Here is a 17781-nt window from a genome sequence, read left to right on the forward strand (position 1 = left end):
AGCGGTAGAGATGCTTCGACTTCGCGGACGCCAGATGAGCATGACGTGCTGATAAGTCAAACTAATTCCTTCGGCCTACTTACTCCCACCCGGTAACCTCATGAACGATACGCCAACCCTCGCCCAGCAGATGGTAGCCGCCGCTCCCGTCGCCACCCGCAACGTAAACCTGAGCACGGACCCCAAGCGGATGGCCGTGATCAAAGTATGGGATGCCATGATTCGCGGTGCCCGTAAGTATGTCGAGTCGGAAGGCTTCCTGGCTATTCACAACATGCCCCACATTGTGGGCGTAACCGGCGCCTGCGAAAACACCGACACGCTGTTCACCATCGACTGGTACGACGGCAAGAAGATGTTCCTGCCTCAGTCCAACCAGCTCTACATCGAGATGCTGACCCAGGCCGTGGAAGGCGGCCGCGTGTACGGCGAAATCCAGAGCTTCCGCAAGGAGCTGAACGCCGACAACCGCCGCCTGGCGCAGTTCAGCCTGTTTGAAATCGAGCACGTAGGGGGCCTCGACGAGCTGCTCGGCCACCTGGCTGGTATCGTCGCTACGGCTTCGAAGCAAGTAGCCCAGGATTGCGCCAAGGAGCTGGCCCTGTTCGGCCGCGACGCCGCCGACCTGACCAACCTCACCTTTGAGCGCATGACCTACGCCGACGCCGTGGAGCTGCTCAAAACGGAAGGCTTCCCCGAGCTGGCGTGGGGCGACGACCTCGAGGCGCCGCACGAAGGTCGCCTGACCGAGCTGATGGGTCCGATGTTCGTGACGCACTACCCCGCCGACATCAAGTTCTTCAACATGCGCAACAACGACGACGACCCGCGGGTGGTAAACTCCTCCGACCTGCTGCTGCCCCTGGCCGGCGAATCGGCCGGCTCCGCCGAGCGCGAGTACGACGCCGAGAAGCTGCGCCACAAGCTGGTGACGTCCTCGATGCTGGAAGGCCTGCTGCGGCAGGGCATGAAGCTGTCGGACTTTGACTGGTACATCGACTTCCACCAAGAGCACGACGTGAAGCTGCACTCGGGGGCCGGCGTGGGCATGGCCCGCGTGGCCCAGTTCATCCTCGGCCAGACCGACATCCGGGACTGCGTGCCGTTCCTGATCAACCGCGACAACGTTATCTAACGAACTGCCTGACAGAACGCCTGGTTTCTACCGGGTGTTCTGCTTTTACGGCGGCTGAGCTTTTGACCGGCTGCCGGTCCGGACAAAGTATATAGGCCGTCCTGAGCCGGCGAAGCGTATGCTGAAGAACGGGATGGTGGGTTTCTGGTGAGAAAAGAGGCTGCCCCCCGCTTTCAGAAGTCTTCGTCAGCTCTGGAGGGCACTGGTATTTAACGCGCGAACTCATGCAACTAGGAACTCTTACGCTGCAAAATCCCATCTGCCTGGCCGCCGCCGCCTGGCAGCTGGAGGGGGCCGGTTATGAGCGGCTGGGTGCTATTTTCACCCGTACCGTCACCATGGAGCCCCGGCCGGGGCTGTACGAGGAAGGCATCTGGCAGGTGAATGAGCAAACCCTGCTCAACGCCACCAACATGCGCACCGAAAGCGCCGAAATTCTGGTGCAGGAGCATTTGCCTCACCTGCTGCGCTACGGCGTGCCGGTGCTGGTCAGCATCACGGCCCCGGGTATCCCCGGCTTCCGCAAGATTGCCCGCTTCCTGCAGCGCGAAGTCGGCCGCCAGATTGCGGGCGTGGAAGTGTACATCACCTGCTCGGATACGGGCCAGGGAGCCGACATCACGCCCCGGTTTGTGCGCGAGGCCACCGAGGCCGTGCGTAATGAGCTGGGCCCGGCAGCCAGTATCGTGGTGAAGCTGCCACCGTGGCCCGACCATATCCGGGGCCTGGCCCTGGGGGCCCAGCAGGGCGGCGCCACGGTGCTGGCCGCTACCAATATTTTGAAGTCGCTCCACCTGCCCGACGATGCCACGGCCGAGCCGCTGGTGGGCGGCCTGTCGGGGGAGGCGCTGCGCCCGGTGGCGCTGCGCTGCGTGTATGAGCTGGCCCACGACGAGCAGATTACGCTCCCGATTTTTGGTACGGGCGGCATCTTCACGGCCGGCCACGTTGCCGACTACCTGCGCGTGGGCGCCAGCGCCGTGCAGATTGCCAGCGGCGAATGGCTGGAACCCGGCCTGACGGCCCGGCTGGCGGCCGAATGCGCCAACCTCAAACCTGAAATTATATCGACGCGATGGAAAAGCTGATTCACCGGGTGCAGCACGCCAATACGCTGTTGTGCGTGGGCCTCGACCCCGTGGGCGACGACACCCAGGCCGCCCACCGGCTGGCCGAAGTTATTGACCAGACCAGCGGGTATGCCGCCGCCTTCAAGCCCAACCTGGCCTTTTTCCTGAGCCGGGAAGACGGCGTAAAGCTGCTGCGCGAAACCGTGCGGCGTGTTCCCGCCGGTATTCCGGTGATTCTGGACGGCAAGTTCGGCGACATTGCCAACACCGCCGACCACTACGCCCGCTTCGCCTACGACGTGGTAGGGGCCGATGGCGTGACGGTGAACCCCTACATGGGCGACGACGCCATCGTGCCCTTCGCCCGGCCCGGCAAGATGGTGTTCGTGCTGGCCAAAACCTCCAACCAACCCGTGCACTCCCTCCAGGATGTGGCCCTGACCCGTGGCGGCTACCTTTCCGACTGCGCCGCCGGCGTGGCCCGCAAGCTCGACGAGGAACACGGCGGCATCGGGCTGGTGGTAGGCGCGACGAATGCCGCGGCCGTAGCCCGGCTGCGCAGCCTGAGCCCGGAGCAGTGGTTTCTGGTGCCCGGCGTGGGTGCCCAGGGCGGTGATCTGGCCGCAACTCTCCGCGCCGGCCTGCGGCCGGATGGTTCAGGGCTGCTCATCAATACGTCGCGGGCGTTGTGGCAGGCGGCGGATGCCGGCGCCACGGCGCGGGAGCTGGTCGCGCAGATCAACCAGTTTCGGCCGGTAGCGGTGTAGTGCTATGCATAATGTCATGCTGAAATGGCGTCATGCTGAGCTTGTCGAAGCATCTCGCCCGCTTCGTTGAATTACTAATCTGCCGTCAGCACGCGAGATGCTTCGACAAGCTCAGCATGACGTTCTTTTTCAACAGCACATATTATCACTCTTGCCTTCCATCCCAACCTCCTTTTCCCCCGCTACTCTGGAGCAGCAACTGCTCCGGGAAGATGCGCTGCTGCGCGGGCACTTCCGCCTGTCCTCCGGTCTGCACTCCGATACTTACGTGCAGTGCGCCCGCTTTCTGCGCCGCCCCGATCTGGCCGCGCCGGCCGCGGCGGAGCTGGCCCGGCAGCTACGAGCCGCGGGCCTGCAGCCCGACGTGGTGGTGGGGCCGGCCATGGGCGGGGTGGTGATTGGCTACGAGCTGGCCCGGCAGCTGGGCGTCCCCGGCATTTTCACGGAGCGCGACGACGCGGGCCAGATGACCTTGCGGCGCGGCTTCACCATTGAACCGGGGCAGAAAATCGTCATTGCCGAAGACGTGGTGACTACCGGGAAGAGCACCAACGAAGTAGCCCGCCTGCTGACCAGCCTGGGCGCAGAAATTTTGGCCGTCGGGAGTTTAATTGACCGCACGGGGGGCAATGCTGAGCTAAGTTTTCCGAACTTTGCCCTGCTGCCGGTAACGGCGGCTACCTACGCACCCGATGAGTGCCCGCTGTGCCGGGCCGCTATTCCGGTGGTAAAGCCGGGCAGTCGGCCCGACAAAGCGTTTTCTTAAACCTACTGCGGCACAACCGGTGCCGAAGCAAGGCATTTTCGGCGTACTCAGTCCAGAGTATGCTTCCTCACGGTGGCGCTGGTGCCACGCGTGGGAAACCCGAAAAATAGACAAACACCTCCTTTTGGAATCGACCCCAAGAACCATCCAGCTTTTGCTTAAGCCCGGCCAACACGATGGCGAGGGCCAGCGCATCGCCGAAGCCGCCCAGCGCCACCTCGGCCTGACTACCGGCCGGGTGCAAAGCACGGCGCTCTACACGGTGCGCTACCCCCTGAGCCGCGCTCAGCTTCAGGCCTTCGCCACCCACTGCCTCCAGGACCCGGTGCTGCACGACGTGGTCCTGAATGAGTTTCGCCACGGCCCCGACTACCAGAGCTACATCCTGGTGGCTAAGCTGCCCGGCGTAACCGACGACGAAGGCATCTCGGCCCAGAACGCCCTCGGCGACTTTCTGAACGAGCCGCTCGACATCCACACCCAGCACATCTTCAGCAAGCGGCTCTACTTCCTGGAAGCGGCCCTGCCCGAAAGTAGCCTGCGCCGGCTGGCTCAGGAGCTGCTCGGCAACAAGCTCATCAACCGCTTCGAAACCGGCCCCATCACCTACATCCGCGACTACACCCCGCGGCCCGGTGGCGGGGCCGAACCGATTACGGACCTCGTCCCGCTGACCAGCCTCACCGACGAGGAGCTGATCAGGCTGTCGAGAGATAACCTCTACGCCCTGAACCTGGAGGAAATGCGGGCCGTGCGCGACCATTACGGGGCCATCAGTGCCGAGCGGCAGGCCGCCGGGCTGCCCCAGGACCCGACGGACTGCGAGCTGGAAATTATTGCCCAGACTTGGTCGGAGCACTGCAAGCACAAGGAGTTTTCGGCTCTCATCAAGTACACCGACGCCGACACCGGCGCGACGCACGAAGTAGACGGCCTGTTCAAGACCTACATCAAGGACGCCACCGCCGAAGTAGACCGCCAGCTGCGGGCCAACGGCAACGACTGGCTCATCAAGGTATTCAGCGACAACGCCGGGGCCGTGCGCATCAACCCCGAGTCGCTGTTTGTCTGGAAGGTCGAAACCCACAACTCCCCTTCGGCCATCGACCCCTATGGCGGGGCCATTACCGGCATTCTGGGCAACAACCGCGACCCGCTGGCCACCGGCATCGGGGGCGCCCGGCTGCTGTTCAATACCAACGTGCTGTGCTTTGGCAACCCCGAGTTTTCGGGCACGCTGCTGACCAACCAGCTTCACCCGCGCCGCATTTTCGAAGGTGTGCGCAAGGGCATCGAAGACGGCGGCAACAAGTCGGGAGTGCCCACGGTGAACGGGGCCATTGTGTTCGACGACCGCTACGCCGGCAAGCCGCTGGTGTACTGCGGCACCGGGGCCGTAATGCCGATGCAGCTGGCCGGGCTGGATTCGTGGGAAAAGAAAATTGACGCCCAGGACCGCATCATCATGGCCGGCGGCCGGGTGGGCAAGGATGGCATCCACGGCGCCACGTTCAGCAGCATCGAGCTGGACGAAACCTCCCCCGCCACGGCCGTGCAGATTGGCTCGCCCATCACGCAGAAGCTGGCCATGGACTTTCTGATCCTGGCTACGCGGCGCGGTCTGATCAAGTGCAGTACCGACAACGGCGCCGGCGGCCTGTCGTCCAGTATCGGCGAGCTGGCTACCATCAGCGGCGGAGCGGTAGTCGAGCTGGAAAAGGTGCCGCTGAAGTATCCGGGGCTGCGGCCCTGGGAAATCTTTGTGTCGGAGTCGCAGGAGCGGTTTTCGCTGGCCGTGGAGCCCGCCAGGCTGGACGACCTGCTGGCCCTGGGCCGGGAAATGGAAGTGGAGCTGACCGACATCGGCTACTTCACCGCCGACGGCTACCTCGATGTGCGCTTCGACGGCGCGTCGGTGGCTCACCTGGATATGGAATTCCTGCACGAAGGCGTACCACGTAAAGTGCTGGAAGCCGAGTGGCGCAAGCCGGAGGCCGCCGAGCCAAAACTGGCGGCTGACCTGAATTACACCGACGTCCTCACCCGCCTGCTCGGCTCACTTAACATCTGCTCCCGCGAGTCGGTGATCCGGCAGTACGACCACGAGGTGAAGGGCCGCACCATCATCAAGCCGCTGATGGGTGCCACGGGTCAGGCGCCGCAGGATGCGGCGGTGGTCCGCTTCAACTTCGAAACGTGGGAAGGCGTGGCCGTAAGCAACGGCATTCTGCCCCGCTTCGGCGACCTGGACGCCTACCACATGTCGGCCGGGGCCTTCGACGAGGCCGTGCGCCAGATTGTGGCGGTAGGAGGGAAGCTGCCCAACCTCACGTACGGCGACGGCAACTTCTGGTCCGTCAACGACAACTTCTGCGTGCCCGACTCGGTGTACGATGCCGTGGGCAACCCCGACGGCAAGCTCAAGCTGGCCAAGCTGGTGCGCATGTGCGAAGCCCTGCGCGATGCCACGGCGGCCTACTGCATCCCGCTCACCTCGGGTAAGGACTCGATGAAAAACGACTTCAAGGCCGACGGCGTCAAGATTTCGGTACCGCCCACGGTGCTGTACTCGATGACCGCCAAAATTGAGGACGTACGCCGCACCATCACCTCTGATTTCAAGCAGGCCGACGACGTCATTTATTTGCTGGGCGAAACCTACGATGAGCTGGGCGGCTCGGAGTTCTACCAGCTCTTCGGCGAGCTGGGCGCCAACGTGCCCCAGGTACGCTTCGCGCCGGCTAAAGCCCTCTACATTCTGATGGGTCAGGCCAACGATAAAGGGCTGATCCAGTCCTGCCACGACCTGTCGGATGGCGGGCTGGCCGTGGCGCTGGCGGAGGCTACGTTTGGCTACGGCTGTGGGGCGGCGGTAGAGCTGCCGGCAACCCCTCCCCAACCCCTCCCCCAAAGCGAGGGGCTTACGTTAGCCTCTGACCAAGACTCCACGATTACGTCTGGCACCCCTCCCTTTTGGGGAGGGGGCCTGCCGGTGCATACGCAGCTGTTTTCGGAGTCTCATTCCCGGTTTGTGGCCACGGTGGCGCCGGAAGATGTGGTGGCGTTTGAGCAGCACTTCGGCCCCCGGGCTACTCGTCTGGGCGTGGTGATGCCGGACGGTCAGCTCACAGTGCGCCACGGCGGCCAGACTGTTATTGCGGCTAGTACGGCGGCCCTGCGGCACGCGTGGACCAACGGCCCGGTGAATCGAATTATCGGCTTCGGCCAGCACGCAGCCGCGCAGTAACGCGTAGTAGAACAGATGGAAGAGAAACCTAAACTGCCCGATCAGAACACGCCCCCGCGGCCCCAGCACGAAGACCCGGGCTATGAGGTCGTGGATACGGAAGGCAACATCAAGCTGCCCGGCTTCAAAAGCGTCGACGGTGGCCACGAATCTACGGAGCCGCTGCCCGGCGCGGAAGACCAGTCGTCGGTCGAAAAACCAAAAACCAAAAACCAAACCCCGGTCCGGGCCCTGATTCTGACCGGGTTCGGCATCAACTGTGAGGAGGAATTTGCCGCGGCCTATACGCTGGCCGGCGCGGAAGCCACCATCGTGCACCTCAACCAGGTGCTGCACGGCCACGTCAGCATCCACGACTACGACATCCTGAACTTCCCCGGGGGCTTCAGCTTCGGCGACGATCTGGGTTCGGGCGTAGTGCTGGCCAACAAGCTGCGCTACCGCAAAAATGCCGGGGGCCGCACCCTGCTCGACGACATCCGCGACTTCATTGCCGACGGCAAGTTCGTGATGGGCATCTGCAACGGCTTTCAGGTGCTGGTCAAGCTCGGGCTGCTCCCTGACCTGAGCGGCACCGTGACGCCGGAAGTGACGTTGACGCATAATGCTTCGGGCCGCTACGAGGACCGCTGGGTACGCCTGAAAGTCAACCCCGAGTCAAACTCACCCTTCCTGAAAGGCATCGACACGCTGGAAGTGCCCGTGCGCCACGGCGAAGGCCGCCTGATTATCTCGGGCGCCGACACGCTGGCCGCCATCGAAGCCCAGGCCCTGAACTGCCTTTCCTACGTCGACTTCGACGGCTCGCCCACCGATGTGTACCCGCACAACCCCAACGGCGCCGACCTGAACTGCGCCGGCCTGACTGATACCACCGGGCAGGTGTTCGGGCTGATGCCCCACCCCGAGGCCTTCCTCTCGCTCTACAACCACCCCGACTGGGCCCGGCGCAAGCGCGCGAATCCTGCTATTTCCGAAGAAGGCGACGGGTTAAGGCTGTTCCGGAATATTGTGGCGCACATCCAGCCCCACCCCCCGGCCCCCTCCCCTTTGGGAGAGGGGGAGCCTGACGGCAAATCTGATTCTCTGGAGGAGGAGGCGGGGGCTTATTATGAGCGGCGCGGGCGGCGGGCGGAAGGATTACTCACTTCCATTGAGCAGGACGTATTCACGGCCGCAAGCGGCGGTAAGTGGGAAACCCTCAAGGTATATGGCCGGGAAATGCGGAAGAACCCTACGCCGGCGGAGGACGCGCTATGGCAGGCCGTACGCGGCGAAAAGCTTGGCGTGGCCTTTCGGCGCCAGCATACCATTGCCGGCTACATCGTCGATTTCGTGACCCTGGCCGATAAGCTGATTGTGGAAGTAGATGGGGAAATTCACCAGCACCCTGAACAGGCCGACTACGACCAGGCCCGCACCGACCTACTACAGCAGCACGGGTACCAGGTGCTGCGCTTCCCGAATCATCAGGTAATACAGCAGCTTCCCGAAGTGCTGGCAACGATTCGTCAGCACCTGGACCCTGCATCAGCTTCGTAACTCAGGATGAATCACCCAAAATCAAGCAAAATCCAACCTTAAACTCTCCAAAGCACCTCTCGCAAAAGTCGTCAGGCTCCCCCTCCCCCGCAGGGGAGGGGGCCGGGGGGTGGGGCTACATATGAACACTCTCAACCACTTCGTAACTCCCCAGCTCGAGCTCCTGCATCGCGGCAAAGTCCGCGACTCCTACCGCGCGCCTTCCGGGGAGCGGCTCATCGTGGTGACGGACCGGCTGTCAGCCTTCGACTCGGTGCTCGAAACACCCATTGCCCACAAGGGCGCGGTGCTGAATGGCTTGGCCGCCTTCTGGTTCGACAAAACCCGCCACATCATTGCCAACCACGTCATCGAGCTGCTCGACCCGAACGTGACCCTGGCCCAGGAGGCCGAGCCGATTCGGGTGGAGATGGTAGTGCGCGACTACATCACCGGTTCCATGCTGCGCGGCTACCAGAAAGGCCAGCGCACTTTCTCGGGCGTGTCGGTGCCCGACGGCCTGACCAAGCACCAGCAGTTCCCGGCGCCCATCGTGACGCCGACGACGAAAGAGGATTCGGACCGCGAAATCACGCCCGAAAACCTGGTGCGCGAGGGCTGGGTAGCGGCCGAGCTATACGAGCAGATGCGGGTGAAGTCATTGGAGCTGTTCCACTTCGCCTCCGCCTGGATGGCCGAGCGGGGCATCATCCTGGTCGATACCAAGTACGAGTTCGGCTTGCTGAACGGGGAGCTGATCCTGATCGACGAAATCCACACGCCCGACTCGTCGCGGTTCTGGAGCGCCGAGGACTACGCCCGCAACCCCGAAACGGCCGAGCAGATGGACAAGGAGTACGTGCGCCAGTGGCTGATTCAGAACAAGCAGGACGGCCAGTACCCCCGCGCCCTCACTCCGGAAGTAGCTCAGGAAGCCAGCCGCCGCTACCTCAACATCTTTGAGCGCATCACCGGCGCTCCGCTGCCCACCGGCACCGAAATGACCACCGGCGGCGACGTGCGGGCCCGCCTTGTGGGCAACCTCGTGCGGGCCGGCATCATGAAGGATGCCTGGGTGAACATCGTGATGGGCTCGGCGGCCGACAAGGAGCACTGCCTGAAGATCCGCCAGAACTTCGAGGCCTACAACATCTTCACCCAGCTGCGCGTGACCTCGGCCCACAAGAACGGCGAAGAAATTGCCGGCATGGCGGCGGTGTGGAACAACTCGGTGGAGCCCGGCGTCATCATCGCCGTGGCCGGCCTGTCGAATTGCCTCGGCGGGGCACTGGCTGCCAACGTGAACGTGCCCGTCATCAGCTGCCCGCCGTGGAAGGACTACGCCGAGCTGGCCATGAACCTGAACTCGTCGGTGATCATGCCCAGCGGCACGCCCAACCTGACCGTAGTGCGCCCCGATAATGCGGCGCAAGCGGCCGTGCGCGCTCTGAACCTGCCCCGCCTGCGGGAACAGCTGTCGAAAGAAATCCTGGTCACCAAAGCCAAGCTGAGAGCGGCCGACGCGGAGCTGCGGGTGCTGTAATCAAGAACGACGCTGCGAACCTCCGCGAAACCCTCTGCGCCCTCTGCGGGAACCAATACGAGAACATCACATGAGCACCAGTCCCAAATCTATAGTACTCCTCGGCGGCGGGGCCCGGGAACACGCCATGGCGTGGAAGCTGACCCGCGACGGGGCCACCGTGCACGTGCTGCCCGGCAACGGCGGCATTCCCAACAGCCACCCCGACATCAGCGCCACCGACTTTCCCGCCATCCAGAGCTTCTGCCGGCAACACGGCGTGCAGCTCATTGTGGTCGGGCCTGAAGCGCCGCTGGCGGCGGGCGTGGTCGACTACTTCGCCGGCTCCGACATCCGCGTGTTTGGGCCGGGCCGGGCGGGGGCGATACTGGAAAGCTCCAAGGTGTGGAGCAAGGACTTCATGCGGCGGCACGGCGTGGCCACGGCCCTGTCGTGGCAGTACCGGAGTGATAAGCTGGCCGATGCCCGCGCCAAAGCCACCGAGCTGAATGGGCAGGTGGTGGTGAAATACGACGGGCTGGCTGCCGGCAAGGGCGTGTACGTGTGCTCGTCGGTAGCCGAAGCCCAGGCCGCGCTGGATGACTTGCAGGCCGAGCACACCGGCTGGTTCAGCTTCCTGCTCGAAGAAAAGCTCGCCGGCCCCGAAATCAGCATCATCGGCGTCACCGACGGTAACCGGATCCGGCTGCTGGCCCCGTCGCAGGACCACAAGCAGCTGCGGGCCGGCGACCAGGGCCCCAACACCGGCGGCATGGGTGCCTACTGCCCCGTCCCGTTCTGCGACGATAACGTGCTGGCCGCCATCCGCACCGACATCATCGACCCCACGCTGCGCGGCCTGCAGAACGAGCAGTTCGACTTCCGCGGCTTCCTCTACTTCGGCATCATGCTCACGCCCCAGGGCCCGAAGCTGCTCGAATACAACGTCCGCCTCGGCGACCCGGAAGCGGAAGTGCTGCTGCCGGCTATGGAAAGCAGTTTACTCGAACTTATTGAAGCTACGCTGGATGGCCGGCTGAGCAAGACCGTGGTGCGCCAGCGGCCCGGCTGCTACGTGGGCGTGGTGCTGGCTTCGGGCGGCTACCCCGCCGCGGGCTTTCCCACCGGCTTCCCCATCACCGGCCTCGACCAGCTGCACCCGAGCATCCTCGCCTTCCACGGGGCCACCCGCCGGCAGGACGGCCAGCTGGTGACCAGCGGCGGCCGGGTGCTGGTGCTGGTCGGGCACGCGCCCGAGCTGGAAGACGCGGTGACGCACGTATATCGGGAAGCCGACAAGATTAAGTTTCAGGGTGCGTACCTCCGTACCGATATCGGCCAGCGGCCGGAGCCAACGGGTATTTTCAGTGAAGTGCGGTGAAGAAGGAAACGGAACATAGCGTAACACCACCCTCTGACGTTTCTTCGTCTGGCACCCCTCCCTTTCGGGGCCGGGCCGGGGGAGGGGTTACGCGCGTGGCTATTCTGCTCTCGGGTCGGGGCTCCAACATGGTGGCGCTGGTCGAGGCCGGGCAGAAGGGAATACTCCAGGGTCTGGCTGAGGTAGCCGTGGTGTTCAGCAACAAGCCCGCCGCCCCCGGCCTCGCTACGGCCGCGGCGCTGGGCTGCGCCACGGCCAGCCTGGCCAGTCAGGGGAAGAAGCGGGCGGAGTTTGATGCTGAAGTGGTGGCCCTGCTGAACCGCTACGCCCCCGATTACCTCGTGCTGGCGGGCTACATGCGGATTCTGTCGCCCACCTTCATCCGGGCCTTTGCGGGACGCATCCTCAACATTCACCCCGCCGATACCCACCAGCACCAGGGTCTGCACGCCTACGAGTGGGCCTTTGATAATCAGCTGCCGGAAACCAAAATCACCGTGCATCTGGTTGACGAAGGACTCGACACCGGACCCATCCTCGCCCAGCAAGCGGTGGATTTGCGCGGGGCGGCCACGCTGGCCGAAGTGGAGCGCCGCGGCCTGGCCGTGGAGCACCAGCTGTACGCGGCTACGCTGGCCCAGTTGATAAACAGTGAGTTAAGAGCTAAGGCCGATGAAAAGGGTGCCCGTTTCCCGCCTTCAATTCCTAATTCTTAATTCCTAATTCTTAATTGCGAAGCTCATGTGCGGAATAGTAGGTTTTTACGGTCCCGATGATGTTGCCCACGACATCGTGTTCGGCCTCACCGCGTTGCAGCACCGTGGGCAGGATGCCGCCGGCATTGCCACCTTCGACGACAACTTCCACCTCTGCAAGGGCAACGGCCTGATTTCCGACGTCTTCAAGCCCAAGCAGCTCAAGAAGCTCAAGGGCAACATCGGCATCGGCCACGCCCGCTACACCACCCAGGGCTCCGGCGACTCGGAGCTGGCCCAGCCCTTCACCACCAGCTACCCGTTTGGCCTTTCGATGGTGCACAACGGCAACGTCATCAACTTCCGCCAGGTAGCCAAGCGCCTGCACGAGAAGTACCACGTGCTGCCCAAGACCAGCAACGACCTGGAGCTGATCATGTACACCTTCGCCTCGGAGCTGCGCCTCAAGGACCTCGACCATATTTCGGTGGTCGACATCTTCGATGCCGTGGAAACGACTCAGGAGCTGGTGAAAGGCGCGTATGCCACTATCACCGTTATTGCCGGCTACGGCTTGCTGGCCTTCAACGACCCGCTGGGCATCCGGCCGCTGGTGCTGGGCCGCCGCGAAACGCCGAAAGGCCCCATCTACGCCTTCGCCTCCGAAAGCACCTGCTTCGACTACCTCGGCTTCGACTTCATCAAAAACGTGGGGCCGGGGCAGGCGGTATTTATCGACAAGGATTTCCAGGTTCATTACAAGAATCCGTACAACCTGCCCAAGCACTTCTGCGTGTTCGAGCACATCTATTTTGCCCGCGAGGACTCCGTAATTCACGGCCGGCTGGTAGCCCGGGAGCGGGTGCGTTTGGGCAAGCTGCTGGCCCGCAAGGTTATCGAGTCGGGTATTCAGCCCGATATGGTGATTGACGTGCCCTCGTCGGGCTACTTCGCGGCGTCCGGGCTGGCCGAAGCCATTGGCGTGCCCTACCGGCGGGCGTTGGTGAAGAACAACCACATGGGCCGCTCCTTTATCGTGAGCAGCCAGGCGGGCCGGGAGGATATCGTCAAGAAAAAGCTCAACCCGATCCGCGATTTCGTGGAGGGCAAGAAGATTGCCGTGGTCGACGACAGCATCGTGCGCGGCACCACGTCGCGGCGCATCGTGCAGATTCTGCGCGATGCCGGGGCGTCCGAAGTGTACTTCATTTCCAGCGCCCCGCCCATCATCAGCCCCTGCATCTACGGCATCGACATGGCCATGAGCACCGACCTGATTGCGGCCAACCACACGGAGGAGGAAATCTGCGCTTATATCGGCGCCGACCGGGTAATTTATCAGTCGGTAGAGGATTTGCAAGAGCTGTTTGCCGAGGACAAGGGCAACGGCGGCAGCTGCTTCGCCTGCTTCACCGGCCACTACCCCACCGGCGACGTGACCAAGTACCTGCGCCACATCCAGGAGGAGCGGACCAGCCACCGCGCCAAAGACAAGAAGGACCGCGGCGACGTGATTCCCTCCGTCAGCGCCAAGGCCCCGGAACCCACGGAGCACTAAAGTGGAATTGAACTCCAAAAAGAACGTCATTCCAAGCGAAGCCGAGGAATCTTGCGTGCTGATGTTGCCAAAGTAGTCATACGTCAGCACGCGAGATGCTTCGGCAGGCTCAGCATGACGTTCAAAAAAGTAAACACACATACGACGTATGTCATCCTCCCAGAAACCCGCCGGCTACGATATCGACCTCGGCAACGAATGCTCCCGCAACGCCTACGCCTGGTCGAAGAAGACCTTCGCCAACCGCGCCGGCCAGCCCGGCGAGGCCGCCCAGGATCTGGAGGGCGGCTTCGCCAACGAAATCCGCTTCGGCAACGCCCGGCTGGGCATTTCTTCCGATGGCATCGGCACCAAGATTGAAGTGGCGGAGCGGGTAGGCAGGTTCGATACCCTGGGCTACGACCTGGTGGCCATGACCGCCGACGACCTTATCGTGGGCGGCTTCGTGCCCACGAACCTGTCGAACATCATCGACGTGAACACGCTCGACTACGGCGTGATTGACGAGTTGATGCGCGGCCTGCACGACGCCTGCAACTTCGCGGAAATGGCTATTACAGGCGGCGAAATTGCCGAGCTGGGCAACCGCATCGGCGGCTGGCCGGGTGCCCGCATGAATTTCAACTGGTGCTCCACAGCCATTGGCAGCCTGCACCCCAGCCTGGAGCGGCCCCTCAGCGGCGCGGCCGTGAAAGCCGGTATGGCCGTAGTTGCGCTTCGTTCGCCCAGCTTCCGCTCCAACGGCTTTTCCCTGGCCCGGCGCACGCTCCAAAACCTGTATGGCGACAACTGGCATTTGGCGCCTTATCAGGAGGAATTAATAATTAATAATGAAGAATTAAGAATTGGTGGTGATGGAGCCAAAAACCAGGAACCAAAAACCAACAACCAACCAACGACCTGGGGCGAGGTGCTGCTGGCCCCGTCGCTCATCTACTCGCCCGGCGTGGCGCGGGTGCTGGATGCGGGCCTGCCCCTGCACGCGGCGGCCCACATCACCGGCGGCGGCCTGGCCGACAACTTCAAGCGCGTCCTCAAAAACGGCCTGGGTGCCGAGCTGACCAACCTGTTCGAGCCCCTGCCCGCCATGCAGCAGCTTACCGAGCTGGCCGGTATTACCCCTGCTGATGCCTACCTCTACTGGAACATGGGCAACGGCATGCTGCTCGTCACGGAGGAAGCCCAGGCTGCCGCGGTAGCCGCTCACCTGCAGGCCAGTGGCTACGAAGCCCGGGTAGCCGGCCACATCACCGCCGGGCCGGGCATCATGCTGAAAGTAGGCGCGGGAGAATTACGCTACGCGTAACGGGCGTTGCGAGGCATCAGCCGAAGGAAACATCCGCTGAAACCAGCCAAACCACAGACGACCAGAAAGTCCTGACGGATGTACACGCTGGGGCTTGCTGGTCGTCTGTGGTTTGGCTGGTTTCGGCTGGTGCCCGGCCGTGATACTGCTAAGCGGACAAGGGCTCAATATCGAACCCCGCCTGGGCCACGGCTTTCATCACCTGCTCGGCAATGACGTTGTCGCCCTCCACGGTCAGGATTTTCGCGGGATTGTTGGTGTCAACCTGCCACTTCTGCACGCTGGGCTCAGCGTCGAGGAAAGGGGTGACGGCGCGCAGGCAGTTGGCGCAGTTGATGCTGGTTTTGAAGCGGAGCTGGGGCATAGGGTAATAGAAGGGTTGGTTGCGTAAGCAAACAATGAAAGTCAGCTTACGGCGATAGTCTGAAATAGTAAAAGCATTCTGCCGCCTTTTTCCTTTAATCAGCGCCCCGCGCTGATTGTGCAGGCGGGGCCCTACCCCCACGCAGCGGGAAGGAAGTAGCCGCCGCCGGGAGGGGGGGGCGTGCTGCGCCCTGGAAGAGAAGCCTTCAGCTGCGTTGCCAGCCAGCTGAGGCTATACCGGCAGGCTGATGGTGACCTCGGTCCCAACCCCTTCCTGGCTGGTGATGGTGAGCATGCCGCCATGGCCTTCCACAATAATATCGTAGCTGAGCGACAGGCCCAGGCCGGTGCCTTCGCCGGAGGGCTTGGTCGTGAAAAATGGCTGGAAAACCTTCAGCTGTGTTTCCGCATCCATGCCCAGGCCGTTGTCGCGCACCCTGATCTGTACCTCCGTAGCCAGCCGTTTGGTATTCACGGTAAGCTCCGGGAAGTAGCCCGCCTGGCCTAACTGCTGGCGCTGTCGCTGGGCGTAAAATGCGTTGGCGTACAGGTTTACCAGCACCCGGCCCACGTCCTGCGGTACCAGCTTCACCTGGCCCACCAGCGGATCGAAGTCTGAGGTGATGGTGATGGTAAAATCCTTGTTTTTGGCCCGGAAGCTTTGATAGGCCAGGGGCAGGTGCTCGGTTACCAGCGTGTTCAGATCGGTGGGCTCGCGCTGGCCGGAGGTGCCGTGGGAGTGCTGCAGCATTCCCTTCACGATGTTGTCGGCGCGGTGGCCGTGGTGGGTTATTTTCTGCAGGTTCTGGGTCAGGTTATCGAGCAGCTCGGTGGCATAGGCTTTTTCCGCCTCGGGCAGTTGCTGCCACGGCCCATCAATAAACTCCTCCACCAACTCCGTGCTCACCTCGGAGAAGTTGTTGACGAAGTTGAGTGGGTTTTGAATCTCGTGGGCAATACCGGCCGTGAGCTCGCCCAGCGAGGCCATCTTCTCGCGCTGAATCAGCTGGGTCTGGGCCGCCTTGAGGCTGGCCAGAGTGCTGGTGAGGTCGTCGCGCTGGAGGGCAATTTCGGTATTCTTCTCGTTGAGGTGGCGGTTGATGCGCTGCTTCAGCCGGGCGTTGCGCCAGAGCAGGCCGGCCAGCAGCCCGGTACCGGTTAGCCCGGCCAGCAGGGCGTAGAGCTGCAGGCGTTGCCGGGCGCTTTTCTGCGTCTGCAGCTGGCGGGTCTGATTGAGGAGCGTAATCTGGCTCTGCTGTTTTTCCAGTTCGTAATTGTAGCGTAAGGCGCTGGATTTGCGCTGCACGGCGTCCCCGGTCAGCGTATCCTGGTAGCTCGAAAACAGGCGCTGGTAGCGGTAGGCTTCTGCAAAGTCCTGCCGGACCGCGTAGGCCTGCGCCAGAATGTCGGCCGCACTGCTGATGTTGCCGTTGCGGCGGCTGCGCTGGCTACGTTCTAGGCCGAGCTGGGCCAGCGCCACGGCGCTGTCGGGTTGCCCGGCCAGCAGAAACGACCGGGCCAGCATCAACTCCACGGCGGGCAGGTTGTAGTCGTCCTGGGTAGCCCGCACCAGAGCCCGCGCCCGGGCCCCGTGGTGCCGCGCCCGCGGCAGGTCGCCCTGGGCCAGACACACTTCGGCCAGCCCTATTTCGTTGATCGTTTCGTTCTGGGTGTCGCCCATTTGTCGGCTCACGGCAATGGCCCGCCGGAAATAGCGCCGGGCGTCGGGCCATTGCCGCAGCACCTGCGATAGGCTGGCCAGCCCGCTCAGCGCGGCCGATACCACCTGCTGGTCGTTGAGCCGCTGCCCGTCGCGCAGGGCGCGTCGCAGCATAGGCAGGGCGCTGGTGTAATCGGCCAGCTGGGAGTAAATACTGCCGATGGTGCCCCGCAGCTGGGCTTGCAGCCCTTCTTCCCGGGCCTGCTCGGCCAGCGGCAGCCCTTGCAGCGCCCAGGCCAGCGCCGAAGCCGGCTTGCTCTGCTGCACGTCAATTAAGCTCAGCTCCAGGCAGGCCCGGGCCTCGCGGCGGCGGTCGTGGCTTTGGGCAAACAGCTCCCGGGCCTGCCGCGTGTAGTACCGGGCCGGGGCATATTGCTCCAGCCGTCGGTGCAGAATGCTCAGCCACAGCAGGCTGCGGCCAATACTCACCGTATCGGTCAACCTCTGGGAAAGTGTCAGCGCTTGTCGGCTCAGCGCAATGGCCTGCGGGGCATCGGTGGCCGCCAACTCGCTGATGAGCGCGTGCAGGCGGCGTACCCGGGTCGTGTCCGGCCGGGGGAAGTTGCGCAGCAGCTGATGCAGGCTGTCGGCGGCCCGGCTTTGGGCCAGAGCATTGCCCGTGGATACGGCCAGCAGCAGCAGCAGCCAGAGCGCCCGGGGAGTTTTCATAGAAGTAGCGCGAAGGGCTCTGACAGAGGGATGTGGGCCAATGGCTAGCTAGTGCTGCGGC

Annotated in this window: 13 protein-coding genes; 11 read left to right on the top strand and 2 right to left on the bottom strand. The window is 63.3% G+C overall.

Annotated features, from left to right (window positions below; genetic code table 11):
* The first annotated feature begins 100 nt into the window (after positions 1-100).
* The 11 genes from ABD833_RS14035 (at position 101) to ABD833_RS14085 (ending at position 14968) form a co-directional block, all read left to right on the top strand.
* Entirely contained in the window at positions 101-1135 is a 1035-nt protein-coding gene (locus ABD833_RS14035; protein ID WP_345073817.1) for an amino acid--tRNA ligase-related protein, read from the top strand.
* Between the two features lie 224 nt (positions 1136-1359).
* Positions 1360-2223: a dihydroorotate dehydrogenase gene (locus ABD833_RS14040; RefSeq protein WP_345073818.1), complete on the top strand. Its 864-nt coding sequence runs from the start codon at positions 1360-1362 to the stop codon at positions 2221-2223.
* Complete coding sequence (pyrF, locus tag ABD833_RS14045) at positions 2211-2972, top strand: orotidine-5'-phosphate decarboxylase (RefSeq protein ID WP_345073820.1); 762 nt, start codon at positions 2211-2213, stop codon at positions 2970-2972. Before ABD833_RS14040 ends, pyrF begins: the two co-directional genes overlap by 13 nt.
* Before the next feature lie 151 nt (positions 2973-3123).
* Positions 3124-3738 (top strand): orotate phosphoribosyltransferase, encoded by a 615-nt coding sequence (gene pyrE, locus ABD833_RS14050; RefSeq protein WP_345073821.1) that lies wholly within the window; start codon positions 3124-3126, stop codon positions 3736-3738.
* Between the two features lie 154 nt (positions 3739-3892).
* The gene (locus ABD833_RS14055; RefSeq protein ID WP_345073822.1) at positions 3893-6985 is read left to right on the top strand and encodes a phosphoribosylformylglycinamidine synthase subunit PurL; all 3093 of its coding nucleotides are present in this window, start codon (positions 3893-3895) and stop codon (positions 6983-6985) included.
* 15 nt (positions 6986-7000) lie between these two features.
* Positions 7001-8527 carry a phosphoribosylformylglycinamidine synthase subunit PurQ gene (locus tag ABD833_RS14060; RefSeq protein WP_345073823.1) on the top strand — a complete coding sequence of 509 codons (1527 nt, stop codon included), beginning with the start codon at positions 7001-7003 and terminating at the stop codon, positions 8525-8527.
* 121 nt (positions 8528-8648) lie between these two features.
* Positions 8649-10049, top strand: a complete 1401-nt coding sequence (locus tag ABD833_RS14065) for a phosphoribosylaminoimidazolesuccinocarboxamide synthase (RefSeq protein WP_345073824.1) — start codon at positions 8649-8651, stop codon at positions 10047-10049.
* Positions 10050-10119: 70 nt separating this feature from the next.
* Positions 10120-11409, top strand: a complete 1290-nt coding sequence (gene purD / locus ABD833_RS14070; protein ID WP_345073826.1) for a phosphoribosylamine--glycine ligase — start codon at positions 10120-10122, stop codon at positions 11407-11409.
* A 95-nt stretch (positions 11410-11504) separates the two neighbouring features.
* Positions 11505-12125, top strand: coding sequence for a phosphoribosylglycinamide formyltransferase (gene purN, locus ABD833_RS14075; RefSeq protein WP_345073828.1), 621 nt, complete (start codon positions 11505-11507; stop codon positions 12123-12125).
* A gap of 25 nt (positions 12126-12150) precedes the next feature.
* Positions 12151-13662, top strand: coding sequence for an amidophosphoribosyltransferase (gene purF / locus ABD833_RS14080; RefSeq protein WP_345073829.1), 1512 nt, complete (start codon positions 12151-12153; stop codon positions 13660-13662).
* 148 nt (positions 13663-13810) lie between these two features.
* Positions 13811-14968 carry an AIR synthase-related protein gene (locus ABD833_RS14085; RefSeq protein WP_345073830.1) on the top strand — a complete coding sequence of 386 codons (1158 nt, stop codon included), beginning with the start codon at positions 13811-13813 and terminating at the stop codon, positions 14966-14968.
* Positions 14969-15116: 148 nt separating this feature from the next.
* Here ABD833_RS14085 and ABD833_RS14090 read toward each other — a convergent pair whose 3' ends face one another.
* Both ABD833_RS14090 and ABD833_RS14095 read right to left on the bottom strand, forming a co-directional pair.
* On the bottom strand, positions 15117-15332 hold the full coding sequence (locus ABD833_RS14090; RefSeq protein WP_345073832.1) for a heavy-metal-associated domain-containing protein: 216 nt from the start codon (positions 15330-15332) through the stop codon (positions 15117-15119).
* A gap of 231 nt (positions 15333-15563) precedes the next feature.
* A complete protein-coding gene (locus ABD833_RS14095) occupies positions 15564-17720 on the bottom strand; it encodes an ATP-binding protein (RefSeq protein WP_345073834.1) in 2157 nt (718 codons plus the stop codon).
* Between the last annotated feature and the right edge of the window lie 61 nt (positions 17721-17781).

It is taken from the genome of Hymenobacter fastidiosus, from assembly GCF_039539565.1.
GTDB classification, from domain to species: Bacteria; Bacteroidota; Bacteroidia; order Cytophagales; family Hymenobacteraceae; genus Hymenobacter; species Hymenobacter fastidiosus.